The organism is Pseudomonas sp. FR229a (assembly GCF_030209115.1).
In the GTDB taxonomy this organism is placed as follows: domain Bacteria; phylum Pseudomonadota; class Gammaproteobacteria; order Pseudomonadales; family Pseudomonadaceae; genus Aquipseudomonas; species Aquipseudomonas moraviensis_A.
Genome location: NZ_JARVSP010000008.1, coordinates 53,407 through 67,864, shown reverse-complemented (window position 1 = coordinate 67,864; position 14,458 = coordinate 53,407). Strand labels below are relative to the sequence as shown.

At 59.4% G+C, this 14,458-nt stretch carries 14 protein-coding genes; 12 read left to right on the top strand and 2 right to left on the bottom strand.

The features are described 5' to 3' along the window. The first annotated feature begins 12 nt into the window (after nucleotides 1-12). The 3 genes from QRN33_RS06920 to QRN33_RS06910 are packed head-to-tail and all read left to right on the top strand — an operon-like array spanning nucleotide 13 to nucleotide 2,478. Entirely contained in the window at nucleotides 13-1,170 is a 1,158-nt protein-coding gene (locus QRN33_RS06920; RefSeq protein WP_285407715.1) for a DUF2515 family protein, read from the top strand. After that, nucleotides 1,170-1,799, top strand: a complete 630-nt coding sequence (locus QRN33_RS06915) for a hypothetical protein (protein ID WP_285407714.1) — start codon at nucleotides 1,170-1,172, stop codon at nucleotides 1,797-1,799. The genes QRN33_RS06920 and QRN33_RS06915 overlap by 1 nt, the downstream gene beginning before the upstream one ends. Beyond that, on the top strand, nucleotides 1,777-2,478 hold the full coding sequence (locus tag QRN33_RS06910) for a hypothetical protein (protein WP_285407713.1): 702 nt from the start codon (nucleotides 1,777-1,779) through the stop codon (nucleotides 2,476-2,478). Before QRN33_RS06915 ends, QRN33_RS06910 begins: the two co-directional genes overlap by 23 nt. A gap of 139 nt (nucleotides 2,479-2,617) precedes the next feature. Here QRN33_RS06910 and QRN33_RS06905 read toward each other — a convergent pair whose 3' ends face one another. Next, a complete protein-coding gene (locus tag QRN33_RS06905) occupies nucleotides 2,618-2,983 on the bottom strand; it encodes a DUF6124 family protein (RefSeq protein WP_285407712.1) in 366 nt (121 codons plus the stop codon). 467 nt (nucleotides 2,984-3,450) lie between these two features. Here QRN33_RS06905 and QRN33_RS06900 point away from each other — a divergent pair, with 467 nt between their 5' ends. From QRN33_RS06900 to QRN33_RS06860, 9 genes are all read left to right on the top strand, one after another. Next, nucleotides 3,451-4,086, top strand: coding sequence for a hypothetical protein (locus QRN33_RS06900; RefSeq protein WP_285407711.1), 636 nt, complete (start codon nucleotides 3,451-3,453; stop codon nucleotides 4,084-4,086). Between the two features lie 88 nt (nucleotides 4,087-4,174). Continuing rightward, a complete protein-coding gene (locus QRN33_RS06895) occupies nucleotides 4,175-4,762 on the top strand; it encodes a hypothetical protein (RefSeq protein WP_285407710.1) in 588 nt (195 codons plus the stop codon). Nucleotides 4,763-5,059: 297 nt separating this feature from the next. Further along, nucleotides 5,060-6,718 carry a Na/Pi cotransporter family protein gene (locus QRN33_RS06890; protein WP_285407709.1) on the top strand — a complete coding sequence of 553 codons (1,659 nt, stop codon included), beginning with the start codon at nucleotides 5,060-5,062 and terminating at the stop codon, nucleotides 6,716-6,718. Nucleotides 6,719-6,882: 164 nt separating this feature from the next. Further along, nucleotides 6,883-8,277 (top strand): M16 family metallopeptidase, encoded by a 1,395-nt coding sequence (locus tag QRN33_RS06885; protein WP_258639855.1) that lies wholly within the window; start codon nucleotides 6,883-6,885, stop codon nucleotides 8,275-8,277. Nucleotides 8,278-8,509: 232 nt separating this feature from the next. Continuing rightward, nucleotides 8,510-9,538: a DUF5924 family protein gene (locus tag QRN33_RS06880; RefSeq protein WP_042608280.1), complete on the top strand. Its 1,029-nt coding sequence runs from the start codon at nucleotides 8,510-8,512 to the stop codon at nucleotides 9,536-9,538. Between the two features lie 54 nt (nucleotides 9,539-9,592). Beyond that, a complete protein-coding gene (locus tag QRN33_RS06875; protein ID WP_285407706.1) occupies nucleotides 9,593-10,741 on the top strand; it encodes an ABC transporter permease in 1,149 nt (382 codons plus the stop codon). Continuing rightward, nucleotides 10,738-11,541, top strand: coding sequence for an ABC transporter ATP-binding protein (locus QRN33_RS06870; RefSeq protein ID WP_252873632.1), 804 nt, complete (start codon nucleotides 10,738-10,740; stop codon nucleotides 11,539-11,541). Before QRN33_RS06875 ends, QRN33_RS06870 begins: the two co-directional genes overlap by 4 nt. A 1-nt stretch (nucleotide 11,542) precedes the next feature. Beyond that, nucleotides 11,543-12,481: an MlaD family protein gene (locus QRN33_RS06865; protein ID WP_042608283.1), complete on the top strand. Its 939-nt coding sequence runs from the start codon at nucleotides 11,543-11,545 to the stop codon at nucleotides 12,479-12,481. Continuing rightward, entirely contained in the window at nucleotides 12,478-13,104 is a 627-nt protein-coding gene (locus tag QRN33_RS06860; RefSeq protein WP_065616448.1) for an ABC-type transport auxiliary lipoprotein family protein, read from the top strand. The genes QRN33_RS06865 and QRN33_RS06860 overlap by 4 nt, the downstream gene beginning before the upstream one ends. 116 nt (nucleotides 13,105-13,220) lie before the next feature. Here the strand turns inward: QRN33_RS06860 and QRN33_RS06855 are convergent, their stop codons facing one another. Further along, a complete protein-coding gene (locus tag QRN33_RS06855; RefSeq protein WP_042608285.1) occupies nucleotides 13,221-14,450 on the bottom strand; it encodes a spore maturation protein in 1,230 nt (409 codons plus the stop codon). Nucleotides 14,451-14,458: the final 8 nt, after the last annotated feature.

Here is a 14,458-nt window from a genome sequence, read left to right as displayed (position 1 = left end):
AAGGAAGAAACAATGACCGGACAATGCATCGTTCCAGACGACCTGGACATGAAAAAGCTCTGGGACAGCACCTGTGAGCTGCCCACTTGCAAACGGGAAACCAGCACCGCCGGCCCCAACCCGAAAACCCGCGTCGAAGTCCCGCTGCTGACCTGCAACTGCCTGTGGCGCCGCTTCCAGAAAGAAGCCGAAGACTGGGTCGCCCCCGGCGGCGTACTCATCGCCGACCCCCAGGCCCGCAACCGCAAGATCAACGCTGCTTACGCGCAATTGTGGCTGGCGGATAACCGCTTTCAGTGGGCAGGGTTGGCGGCGTTTGCTTCGAAGCAGGTGGGGTGTGGGCTGATCCACGCCACCAAACTGCAGACCGCCATCGCTGCACAGAAGGCGGCACAGGAAAAGTTGCGAACCGCACCATCGGAAACTCTGTTCGAAGGCTTTGGGTTCAAGTTCAGCAAGACCAATCCCGAGGCAGAGCAGGAGCTGGCCAAGGCTCGGGCAGCCAATCCGATGCCGACGGAGGACATCACCTTCGGCGACAACCCACGCTCAGTGGTTCAGCAGCAACTGGACTATGTGTATGAGATGTTGGCGCTGGGTAATACGTCGCTGTTTCTCGACGTTTATCCGTTGCACCGGTTTTTCATGGTGCGGGGGTACAAGGAAATGGAAAAGTGTTTGAGAAGCCGGCGTGGCATTGGGAAGGATGTAATGTGGCCGATTGCTGAGAAGGTAGAGTTTGGCCGTGATAATCCTGAGATTTACGCGACCTTCAAAGCCATTGATCAAGGGAACATTTCAGGTAGCGTTGAACAAATGGCGCTCCATGAACAAGTCAACATCCTTCAGCCGGCGATGTACGACGAAACCCACTTTGCCCTGTTGATGCGAGGCACACATGGCGGTGACGTGATTTCTGTTGTGACCGGATTGTTGCCAGGTGCTGCCGAGGAGATCCAGCTTACTCTCGCTAGCCAATGTAAAGCGCCCGACAGTCGAAAAGTCGCGTTTGGCAGCAATCCGCTGGCTAACCTTGCCGATAAGGATCAGCGAATGGAGTTCGTACTGCGCGCTGCCAATCAATTTAACGAACTGCTTAAACAGCCGTCCTCTCGCGCAAAACTTGAGCAATCTATCCGAGAAATTGCAGCTGGCGGGGGAGTTAAGTGATGCATAGACGCAGTTTCTACGTTGCTGCCGCCGCCGTATTGGGAGCTATCGCGCTAACCTTCTATTTCGGAAGAGGTCCGCAACAAATTTCTTTCCACATTGGAAAAACATATGACGATGTCGTGCGCGACTCATCATTTCCTGTGACGGATACAACTGCCATCTATCCCGGTGATCCACCTCACCCAAGTTCGACTTGGATCAGTAGCCCAGTGGTCATCACATTCGATGACGAACAACACGGGTTCACGTTGCCCGTTACAAAATTCGGTGCGATTGGCTGGTCTGATTTCAAAGCGATCACCCTTTCTACCTCACCAATGCTGGAAACGTTACCTTTCGAGCAAGCAGTGAATCTGCTGGGAGTGCTGCAGCAGACGTTCAAAAAGGCAGGCTGGTCGCCAGAAGCTGTTGAAGGGAATGATTGGCTCAAGACTGAAACTCAAGAAGACAAGGTGCGCCTTCAAGCCAAGCTTTTTGACCAGTTGGACGGTGTCATTCTGTTGATTCCGCATAAGTACAGCCTGTTCCTCCACATCAAATGCTACGCACGTTGCGACGAACGAAATCCTGATACGGCCAAATATTTGATTGATGTGGGTTTTGGTGAAGATCACTTCAGTGATTGACCGTTTTCAATCGTCTCAGAGGAAGTCGACGGCTTTGGCAGGTAAGCATTGGCTGTCGATGGGCGCCGCTACGATTTTGCTGGGTGGTGTCATGGCGTGGCCATGGGGCGCCACGACCCTATGCGTTCATATTGGAAAACCTTACGAACAGGTGATCAAAGACTCAACCTTCTCGGTTGAAGACAAAACGGCAATCTATCCTGGTGATCCCCATGACCCGACGGATCCCCCTCGTCCCGGCTCTACATGGATCAGCAGCCCGACGATCATTGAGTTCGACGACCCCGTTCATGGTTTCAAACTTCCCCCGACCGTGTTCGGTGCCGTTACTTATGCGAGTCAGAAAGTCTCGACACTGACGACGTCGCCGATGACAGAAACCTTGCCGTTTGCAGAAGCTCTGGATCGATTGATTGCTACGCAAAATATCCTCAAATCGCGGGGGTGGAAGATTGAGCCTTTGGAAGACAATGACTGGTTCAACGTTGACTCCGCTGCCAAGCGCGGGCGACTACAGGCCACACTCTTTGATCAGCCTGTAGGCATTGATTTGTACGTACCGGGAAAGTACAGCTTACTGCTCTTGATCAAGTGCTACGCAAGCTGTGACAGGGAAGATCCGATGACTGCAAAATATTTGATTGATATTAGTGTGGGTCGGGATCGAAGCGGGGCATGAAAAGTCGCCACACGTTGATCCTGCGCGGTCAAAACCTGTAGGAGTGAGCCTGCTCGCGATAGCGGTCTGTCAGTCAACGATGATGTTGAAGCTGATGGCCCTATCGCGAGCAGGCTCACTCCTACATTTGTTTCTGCGTTCAGGCAGGAGGAACGAGGTTGTCGAGGACGCGGTTGACGGCCAGCTCACCCAACATGATGACTTGCTGGATCCCCAGCAGTGAATTGCGCTGCGATCCATCAATAAACCCGGCCAGATCGCTGGCCATGATGCTCGCCGACGCCAAAGATTCGCAGGCGTGCACCAGCAGCGTTTCGTTATCCACAGCCGGATCGACGAGGAAAATGGTGCTGGGCTTGCGCGCGGCGCCGGGGTCTTGCTTGAGACCGGGACATAGGTAGAAATCGAGGGCGCGGTCGGCGGCTCGTTTGAGTCTTTGCGCTTCGAGGTCGGGGTCGTGGCGGGAGAAATCGGTATCGGGTGGATCGGGCGTTATCTTTTTCACGGGCTCTTACCTCTCAACATGAGGCTGCAACCAGCTCGCTGCTAAACGATAAGGGTGGCAGCTGTACGCAGGTTAGCAGACCGATGAGCCACGCAATCGGCGCACCCGAAGGTGCCCTGCGCACAGCCACCATCAGGTGCAGGAACGGATACCTGACTGATAGAGTCTTGTGCGGCGTGGAATCATCGAGCTGCTAAACCCGATCACTGATGAGCAGTGACGGAACCAAGTTACGCAGCTAGCCCAAAGCGCACAAGCCGGCGGATTCTGGCGTAGCCGTAGGCAACGGCGCAAGGATTTGTAGCCTGTCGCCGCGTAACATGGCGTGTGCATAAACACTCCTGCGCAATCCGTGTTTAACCCCATTCAAAAAAATCACCGCAAAACCTGTGGGAGCTGGCTTGCCAGCGATAGCGGCGTGTCAGGCGACAGTCCATAACAGAAATTTCTAAGGGTGGGGGAGTACAGTGATCCAGTTGTCGAGAAAGCGCTTCGTCATAATTCTCGCTACTGCTTTAGTTGGGGCGGCAATCGCGTATTCCACTTGGGGTACGGAGACCCTGCGAGTCCATATCGGAAAGACTTACGACGAGACAGTTGCCGACTCCACATTTAGTGTGGCAGCTCACACTGTGATTTACCCTGGAAATCCTCCGCATCCGAGCTCAGCCTGGATTTCCACACCAGTTATTATCCATTTCGATGATCCGGAGCACGGCTTTACGTTGCCTGCCTCCAAATTCGCCTTAATCGGATTTGACGAGGGAAAGGTTTCGAATATGACGACCTCTCCGATGCTCGAAACGTTGCCCTTCGACCAACTCATGGCGGTGCTTGATCAACTTCAGAGCCAGCTTAAAAGCGCCGGATGGGTAGAGTGGAACAGTGAGACAAATCCTTGGGTGAATACGGCTGATGAAACCAGTCGAAAGACGCTTCAGGTCGAGTTGTTTGATCACGTCAAGGTGACAGTGCTCTTGATCCCTCATAAGTACAGTCTCGCGCTCAACGTTAAATGCTACGCCCGCTGTAATGAGCGCGATCCGGAGACAGCTAAGTATCTGATCGATGTCAGCGTAGGAAAGGATTACTACAGCGAATGAGCAAGCGCTATATGGCTCTTAACCGAAGTCGCAAATGAGAAATTGCTACCGGGGACACAGTCGATGCTCGCGCACAGCAGTGTTCTTCATGTTGTTCGTGTGCCTGACGTCTTTTCACTTTCCGATGGATTTTCTGGTTGTTCGTATTGGCAAGCCATACGCCGAAGTCGTCAAAGACTCCAGTTTCCCTGTTGAACGAAAAACAGTCATATATCCCAGTGACCCTCCCAAGGTCGACTCGACCTGGATAAGCAGCCCGGTCGTGATTACTTTTGATGATCCCGAGCATGGCTTTACCTTGCCCAAAACAATTTACGGCGCGGTGGGCTACACCAAGGGAAAAGTAGACGGCATATCGACGTCGCCAATGGTGGAATCGCTTCCCTTCGATAAGACAGCTGCGCTCTTGGACGAGCTGCAAACTATGTTCAGGAACGCCAACTGGACTCCTGAACCCGTTGAGGGAAATGATTGGATCAAAGTGCAGAGTGATGATGAAAGGCGACAGCTACAAGCGAAGCTTTTTGATCAGGCGGATGGGGTCATTCTTCTGGTTCCACACAAATACAGCCTGCTGATGCACATCAAGTGCTATGCGCGATGTGATGAGCGGAATGTGAAGACGGCCAGGTATTTAATCGACGTTGGCCTGAGCAGGGACCACTTCAGCGATTGATCCTGCAAAACCACAATCCTGTAGGAGTGAGCCTGCTCGCGATAGCGGTCTCTCAGACAACGATGATGTTGAAGCTGATGACCCTATCGCGAGCAGGCTCACTCCTACATTTGTTTGCGCTGCGTTCAACGATCGGACGAACCTGTTTTCATGACACTTTTGTTTCAATCCACGCTTTAGCTGTGCAATGCTGGCGCCCAGACCGTTAGCCAACTACAGCTTAAGTATCAAAAACGTAGAAACCGCGCGGTGCCGTCCACTTGCCCCTCTGGGGCGCTGCTACTACAGGGGGTCTGCATGCTCACCCTGCTCAATCTGCTATCCGCCGTCGCTCTGTTGATCTGGGGCACGCACATCGTCCGAACCGGCATCCTGCGGGTTTACGGCACCAATCTGCGACATGTGATCGGCCAGAACATGTCGAGGAAATGGCTGGCGTTCATCGCCGGTATTCTCGTCACTGCGATGGTGCAAAGCAGCAACGCCACGGCGATGCTGGTCACCTCGTTTGTCGGCCAGGGCCTGATGGCGCTGACCCCGGCGCTGGCGACCATGCTTGGCGCCGACGTCGGTACCGCGTTGATGGCGCGGGTGCTGACGTTTGACTTGTCGTGGCTGTCGCCGCTGCTGATTTTCCTCGGGGTGATTTTCTTTCTGTCGCGCAAACAGACGCGGCTCGGACAGATGGGTCGAGTGTCGATCGGGCTGGGGCTGATCATTCTCGCCCTGCAATTGATCGTCGAAGCCGCAGCGCCGATTACTCACGCACAAGGGGTGAAGGTGATTTTTGCCTCGCTGACCGGCGACATCCTCCTCGATGCCCTGGTCGGCGCGTTGTTCGCGATGATTTCCTACTCCAGCCTCGCCGCCGTGCTGCTCACCGCCACCTTGGCCGGCGCGGCGGTGATCAGCCTGCCGGTGGCGATCGGACTGGTGATCGGCGCCAACATCGGCAGCGGCATCCTCGCCTTCATGAGCACCAGCATGCAGAACGCCGCCGGCCGCCAAGTGGCGCTGGGCAGTCTGTTGTACAAACTGATCGGCCTGCTGCTGATCATTCCGGTGCTCGATCCGCTGGTGCACTGGATCGACAGCCTCGATTTCAGCCCGCAGGAAATGGTCATCGGCTTCCACCTGCTCTACAACACCGCGCGCTGCCTGATCCTGCTGCCGAGCGTCGGGCCGATGGCGCGGCTTTGTGCGTGGCTGCTGCCGGAGCGCCCGGAGGTCAACGGCACCGCCAAACCGCGTCATCTCGACCCGACCGCGCTGGTCACGCCGAGTCTGGCGCTGGCCAATGCCGCGCGGGAAACCCTGCGCATGGGCGATCTGCTCGACAACATGCTCGACGCTTCCCTCGATGTGCTGCGCGGCAAGCAAACCGCCGTCACTCAGGAAATGCGCCGATTGACCGACGACGTCGAGGCGCTGTACAGCGCGATCAAACTGTATCTGGCGCAGATGCCTCGCGAGGATCTCGGCGAGCAGGACAGTCGGCGCTGGGCCGAAATCATCGAGCTGGCGATCAACCTGAAGCTCGCCGCCGACCTGATCGAGCGCATGCTGCGCAAGATCCAGCAGCAGAAGACCTCGCAGCGCTGTTCGTTTTCCGAAGAAGGCCTGGAAGACCTCGCCGGGCTGCAACAGCAACTGATCGCCAACCTGCGCCTGGGCCTGTCGGTGTTCCTCAGTGGCGACCGCGAAAGCGCGCGGCAGTTGTTGCGGGAGAAACGCCGGTTTCGTGCGCAGGAACGGCGTCTGGCCCACGCGCATGTCAGCCGTTTGCAACGCAAGATCGTCCAGAGTCTGGAGACCAGTTCGCTGCACCTGGAGTTGATCGCCGACATGAAGCGGCTCAATTCGCTGTTCTGCAGCAGCGCCTATGTGGTGCTGGAAACGGCGGACACTGGCGCGCTGGCAGTGGATGACATGGCGGACATTACGCATTCGCCTTGAACGTCTGGGGCTGGGGTCAGTCAGTTACAGTGGTTCAGCTTGAGACCGCTATCGCGAGCAGGCTCACTCCTACAGGGATTGCATTCCAAATGTAGAGTCGGGTCAGCCCGCGCTGGTGGCTGACCACGACACGGATCTCCAAATCAGCCGTATGGAAGCCTGTTATGCGTTGCCTGTTGTTCGCCTGTCTGTTGCTCGGTTCCCTGCCCGCCTTCGCCCTGGATCGTTTTCAGGTCGAAGGCTATGCGCTGCCCAACGGTTTGCAACTGATGCTCAAACCCGGCACCGAACGTGGCCATGTGGCGATCCGGCTGGTGGTCGGCGTCGGTCTCGATGACTTCGACTGCGACGAAAAAGAGCTGCCGCATTTGCTCGAACACCTGCTGTTCAGCGGCATCGATGCCACCGGTGAAGGCGGTCTGGAAGAGCGCATGCAGGCGTTGGGTGGTGACTGGAATGCGTTCACCAGCAATGCCGACACCACGTTCGTCATCGAAGCCCCGGCGAAGAACCAGCGCAAGGTGCTCGACCTGCTGCTCGCGCTGCTGACCCAGACACGCATCGACGACAACGCGATCAACGCCGCCAAGCGGGTGGTCGAGCGTGAGGACGGCGGGCACTACACCAAACTGCAGCGTTTCCTCGACCGTCAGGACCTCGGCCACACCGCGAGCAATCAGCTGGCTGTCGAGTTGGGTCTGAAATGCCCGCAGCGCGCCGAAGTCGGCCATCTGACCCAGGAGCAACTGGAGAAGGTACGCAAGGCCTGGTACGCACCGAACAACATGACCCTGATCGTCGTCGGCGAACTCGACAAGCTGCTGCCGGCCTATCTCGAGCGTACCTGGGGCGAGCTGGAGCCGGTCGAGCCCACCGAACACCGGGCGTTGCCGGACATCCGCACCAGCGCCGCCCATGAACGCACCCTCACCCGTGGCTTCATCGGCGACAGCGCCAAGCTGCACTGGCTGGTGCCGGAACCGGTGCTCGACGATCAGTACGACCAGACGTTCGACATCCTCAAGGATTACCTCGACTGGGCGCTGTATCGGCAGATTCGCCTCAACCACGGTTTGTCGTACGGGCCATGGGCCGAGCGCGAAGTGTTCGGCGGTGTCGGTTTCATGAGCCTCAACGCTGACCTCGATCGCGATGACGTCGACGAAGCCATTCAAGTGCTGGAAGACCTCAAGGCCGACTTGCTGAAAAACGGCCTCGATGCAGACACCTTCGCCCGCATCAAACAAGCCGCCATCGCCCATCAGGCCTGGGCCGTGCAGGGCAACAGCGCACTGGCGGACTATTACTGGAGCGCCCTGGCCGATTATCAGGACGGCCGCTTCGCCAACCCGGCGCGTGAGCTGCAAGGGGTTACGCTGGACGCGGCGAACAAGGCCATGCGCGAACTGTTGTTACAGCCGGGGTACATCAGGATCGAGAAGCCCTTGATCAGTGATGATCAGGTGTTGTGGCTGGTCGCGGGTGGTGTCGGGGTCTTGCTGCTGATCGTGATCGGCTGGCGCCTGCATCGCCACCGAAAACCAGCGGGAAACACCTGATCACTGTGGCGAGGGAGCTTGCTCCCGCTGGGGTGCGAAGCAGCCCCGATGCAGGCGACTCAACATTCCAGAGACACCGTGTCCGCAAATCCTGCGCCTGCTGCGCAGTCGAGCGGGAGCAAGCTCCCTCGCCACAGGTTCTCGTGGGGGTTGCTAACCGTGAACCTCGCCACAACGCCCGGCGGACGCTACTCTGTCGGGGTATTTCCTTAGCCTGCAGTGAAGCGCCCACATGTCGAAACTAACCCTCCTGGTCCAGCGCATTCTCGAGCTGATCAAGCGCTACCCCGGGGTTATTGCGGCGGGTGGTTTCATTTCCGGGGTCGGCAGTTTCATCCTCGTTGATCGCCAACAGGGGCTGGCGAGCTGGATCACGGTGATCATGCTGCTCAGCTGGATCTGGCTGATGCTGGAAAACACCCTGACCGGGCTGTTCACGCGGATCTTCAAACGCGAGATTCCCCAGCCGCTGCTGCGCTACGCGACGCAGATGATCCATCAGGAAAGCCTGTTTTTCGTTCTGCCGTTCTTCTTCATCACCACCACCTGGAACAGCGGCCAGTTGATTTTCACGGGGCTGCTCGGCATTGCCGCACTGATCTCCATCGTCGATCCGCTGTACTACAAATGGCTGGCGCCACGGCGCTGGGCGTTTCTCGCGCTGCATACCCTGACCCTGTTCGCCGCCCTGCTCACCGCGTTGCCGGTGATCATGCACCTGACCACCGCGCAGAGTTTCAAATGGGCGCTGGGGATTGCCGTGCTGCTGTCGTTCCCGAGCCTGGCGTCGATCTTCCCGATCCGCACCGTGCGCAACGCCCTGGCGATTCTGTTCATCACCTTTGGCATCGGCGGCGTCGGTTGGGCGCTGCGTTCGTGGGTGCCACCGGCGACGCTGTGGATGACCGACGTGGCGATCAGCACGCAGTTGCAGGATCGCACCCCCGGCGCCAGCCTCGATACCGTCAGCGCCGAGCAGATCCGCAGCGGCGGGCTCTACGCCTACACCGCGATCAACGCGCCGCGCGGTCTCGACGAGCGCATTTATCACGTCTGGACTTTTAACGGCAAAGAGGTCGACCGCATCGCCCTCGATATCCATGGCGGGCGCAAGGAGGGTTACCGGGCGTGGACGCACAAGCAGAACTTCCCCGGCAACCCGGCGGGCAAGTGGCAGGTGCGGGTGCTGACCGAGGACGGGCAGTTGATCGGTGTGCTGCGCTTCGCGATCACTGACAGCACACCGGCCAAAGAAAAGTAATCCGGTTCGTGCTATTACGTAGGATCTCGTAACGGCCGTACAAGCACGGAGCTTATGACCAGCAGCCCAACCCCCGGCAGTGCCCACCTGGACACCGCGCTCAGCCCTGCCCGCCTGCGGGTCAGCGGTGACTGGACGCTTGCCCACTACACGGCGCTCAAGCACCTGAGCGAAAAGCTCCACGGCCAGTACGACGCCAATACCCCGATCGACCTCAACGGCCTCGGTGCCCTCGACACCGCTGGCGCCTCGTTGCTGGTCGAACTGCTCGGGTCGGAACGCCTGGGCAAGACCGCTGAACACCCCGATTGCACCCTTTCTCCGGCCGACCGCGCGTTGCTGCAAACCGTGTATTGCTCGCTGAACGATTTCTGCGTGCCGATCAAGGAGCCGGAAGTCAGCGTCAGCGTGCAATTGCTGACGCGCATTGGCCGCGCAGTAGATAAGGTCTGGAACGACACGATGCAGCTGCTCGGCTTCGTCGGGCTGATTCTCGAAGTCATCGCCCGTGGCCTGTTCCGGCCCAAGCGCTGGCGCATCACGCCGATGATCGCGCACATCGAGCAGACCGGCCTCGACGCGGCGCCGATCGTGGCTTTGCTGACGTTCCTGGTTGGCGCGGTGGTGGCGTTTCTCGGTGCCACAGTACTGGCCAGTTTCGGCGCGACGATTTTTACCGTGGATCTGGTCGGCTTCTCGTTCCTGCGCGAATTCGGCGTGCTGCTCACGGCGATCCTGATGGCCGGGCGCACCGCCAGTGCGTTCACCGCGCAGATCGGCTCGATGAAGGCCAACGAGGAGATCGACGCGATCCGCACCCTTGGCCTCGACCCGATCGAATTGCTGGTGGTACCGCGGGTGCTAGCGCTGCTGGTGGCGTTGCCGATGCTGACGTTTCTGGCGATGCTCTCGGGGATCGTCGGCGGCGGCGTGGTCTGCGCAGTGTCGCTGGACATCTCGCCGGCGATGTTCCTTTCGTTGCTGCAATCGGACATCGGCATTCAGCATTTTCTGGTCGGGTTGGTGAAGGCGCCGATCTTCGCCTTCCTGATCGCCGCGATTGCTTGCCTGGAAGGCTTCAAGGTCAGCGGCAGCGCTGAATCGGTCGGCGCGCACACCACCTCCAGCGTGGTCCAGTCGATTTTCGTGGTGATCGTGCTCGATGCGGTGGCTGCGCTGTTTTTCATGGAGATGGGCTGGTGAGTCGTCTACCCCGCGCGCCTTCCGAGGCGGTGATCGAAGTCCGTGGCCTGTGCAATCGCTTTGGCCCGCAGAGCGTGCACGAGAACCTTGATCTGGACGTGTACAAAGGCGAAATCCTCGCCGTGGTTGGCGGCTCCGGCACCGGCAAATCGGTGCTGCTGCGCAGCATTGTCGGGCTGAATCGGCCCAGCGAAGGCATGGTCAAAGTCTTCGGCCAGAACCTGCCGAATCTGCCCGAGCATGAACGCTCGCTGATCGAACGGCGCTTCGGTGTGTTGTTCCAGAAAGGCGCGCTGTTCTCGTCGCTGACTGTGACCGAGAACGTCGCCCTGCCCCTTATCGAACACGCCGGCCTCAGCCGTCACGACGCCGAGCATCTGGCGGCGGTGAAACTGGCGCTGGCCGGGCTGCCGCTGTCGGCGGCGGACAAGTACCCGGCGTCGCTGTCCGGCGGCATGATCAAGCGCGCGGCGCTGGCGCGGGCCCTGGCGCTGGACCCGGACATCCTGTTTCTCGACGAACCCACCGCCGGCCTCGATCCGATTGGCGCGGCGCAATTCGATCAACTGATCCTGACCCTGCGCGATGCGCTGGGTCTGAGCGTGTTTCTGGTCACCCACGACCTCGACACGCTGTACACCATCACTGATCGAGTGGCGGTGCTGGCGCAAAAGAAAGTGCTGGTTGCCGGCCCGATCGACGTCGTCTCGGAAACCGACGACGCCTGGATTCACGAATACTTCCACGGCCCGCGCGGCCGCTCGGCGCTGGACGCCGCCAAACTGCTCAACGAGGTCTGATATGGAAACCCGAGCCCATCATGTGTTGATCGGCCTGTTCACGGTGATCGTCGTGGCCGGCGCCCTGCTCTTCGGCCTGTTTCTGGCCAAATCCAGCGTCGACACCGAGTTCAAGGATTACGAAGTGGTGTTCAACGAGGCGGTCAGCGGTCTGTCCAAGGGCAGCTCGGTGCAGTACAGCGGGATCAAGGTCGGTGATGTGGTCAGCCTGCGCCTCGACCCGCAGGACCCGCGTCGGGTCCTGGCGCGGATTCGTCTGGCGGGCGACACGCCGGTCAAGGAAGACACCCAGGCGAAACTGGCACTGACCGGGATCACCGGCACCTCGATCATCCAGCTCAGTGGCGGCACCCCGCAGAGTCCGAAACTGCGCGGGCATGACGGTCAGTTGCCGACCCTGATCGCCTCGCCCTCGCCGATTTCGCGCCTGCTCAACGACAGCAGCGACTTGATGACCGGCATCAGCGCCCTGCTACAGAACGCCAACCATATGTTCTCCGCAGAAAACGTCGAGCGCGTGAGCAAGACCCTCGCTCATCTGGAGCAAACCACCGGCACCATCAACGACCAGCGCGGTGACATCAAACAAGCGATGCAGCAACTGGCGACGGTGGGCAAACAGGCCGGCAGCATGCTCGAGCAGACCTCGCTGCTGATGCGCAACGCCAATGGCTTGCTCAACGATCAGGGCAAGCAGGCCTTGGGCAGCGCCGAACAGGCGATGAAGTCGCTGGAGCAAAGCAGCGTGACCATCAATGGTTTGCTCAGCAAAAACCAGAATTCGCTGGATAACGGCATGCAGGGTCTCAACGGCCTGGCCCCGGCGATTCGCGAACTGCGCGAGACGCTGACCTCGCTGCGTGCCATTTCCCAACGCCTCGAGGCCAATCCCAGCGGGTATCTGCTGGGCAGCGACAAGAACAAGGAATTCACCCCATGAAGTTGACTCGAATCGCCCTCCTCGGCGCCGGCCTGATCCTGATTGGCGCGTGCTCGATTTTGCCCGAGTCGGAACCCTCGGATGTCTATCGCCTGCCCGCCGCACCGGCGCCCGCCTCGGCCAGCCCGACGACGGCTCAGTCGTGGTCGCTGCGCTTGAATAAATTGCAGGCCAGCGAAGCGCTGAACCGGCCGAGCATTGCTGTGATCCCGCAGGGCGATGTGATCAGCAGCTACAAGGGCTCGCGCTGGAGCGATCCGGCGCCGGTGCTGCTGCGCAATCGCTTGCTGGATGGCTTTGCGCGGGATGGTCGGGTGACGCTGCTGAGCACCGACGACAGCAACTTCCAGGCGGACCTGGAGCTGGGCGGCAGTTTGCAGGCTTTTCAGACCGAATATCAGGGCACCCAGGCCGGCGTCGTGGTGCGGGTCGATGCGTTGCTGGTGCGTGGCTACGATCAGCGCATTCTCGCCAGCCGCCGTTTTGAAGAGCGCCAGACGTTGAATGATGTGCAGGTGCCGGCGGTGGTTGCCGGGTTTGGCCAGGCCAGTGATCGCCTTACGGCCAGGGTTGTGGCTTGGGCAGTCGAACAAGGCCAGAAACTGGCCCCACAACCCCGCTGACACACCACAATCGCTGTGGGAGCGAGCCTGCTCGCGAAAGCGGTGTGTCAGTCACCATCATCGGTGACTGACACAGCGCTATCGCGAGCAGGCTCACTCCTACAGTGGATATGTGATCAGCCGAAGAACCAGTAGCAGACGCCGATGGCGCCGACGACACCAGCAAACTCCGCCAGCAACGCGCAGCCCACTGCATGCCTCGCCCGCTGAATCCCCACCGCGCCGAAGTACACCGCCAGCACATAGAACGTGGTCTCGGTACTGCCCTGAATCGTCGCGGCGACCAGTGCCGGGAAGCTGTCGACGCCTGAGGTCTTCATGGTTTCAATGAGCATTGCCCGCGCGGCGCTGCCGGAAAACGGTTTGACCATCGCCGTCGGCAATGCGTCGACGAAGCGCGTGTCCCAACCGGCCCACTCGACCAGATGGCGAATGCCGTCCAGACCGAAATCCAGCGCTCCAGAGGCGCGCAACACGCCAACCGCACATAGCATCGCGACCAGATACGGCAGAAGATTTTTCGCCACATCGAAGCCTTCTTTCGCGCCTTCGACAAACGCTTCGTAGACCTTGACCTTGCGCATTGCACCGATCAGCAGAAACAGCATGATCAAGCCGAACAGCGTGAGATTGCCGAGGATCGACGACAATCCCGCCAGCGCCGTCGCAGAGAGTGTGCCGAGCAGCGCCATGAAGCCGCCGAGGATCAGGGCGCCGGGCACCAGATAGGCCAGCACCACCGGGTCCCAGATCCGTAGCCGTTGCATGAAGGCCACGGAGAGAAAACCGACGATGGTCGAGCAACTGGTCGCCAGCAGAATCGGCAGGAACACCAGGGTTGGGTCCGGCGCGCCTTGTTGGGCGCGGTACATGAAGATGGTCACGGGCAGCAGGGTGAGCGACGAGGCATTGAGCACCAGGAACAGGATCTGCGCATTGCTGGCGATAGTGGCGCTGGGATTGAGCTCCTGCAGCGCTTTCATGGCTTTGAGGCCGATAGGCGTGGCGGCATTGTCCAGGCCGAGGCCATTGGCAGCGAAGTTCAGCGTGATCAAGCCAAGGGCAGGGTGGCCGGCGGGGACTTCCGGCATCAGCCGCAGGAATAGCGGGCCGAGCACCTTGGCCAGCCATTCGACGATCCCGGCTTTCTCGGCGATGCGCAGAAAGCCCAGCCATAGGGTCAGGGTGCCGAACAGCAGCACCATGACTTCGACCGAGAGCTTGGCCATGGCGAAAATGCTCTCCACCATCGCCGCGAAGATCCCGGCATTGCCGCCGATCAGCCACTGCGCCAGCGCCGACACGGCTGCCACGATGAAGAAGCCAAGCCACAGGCCATTAAGCATCAGTCAAA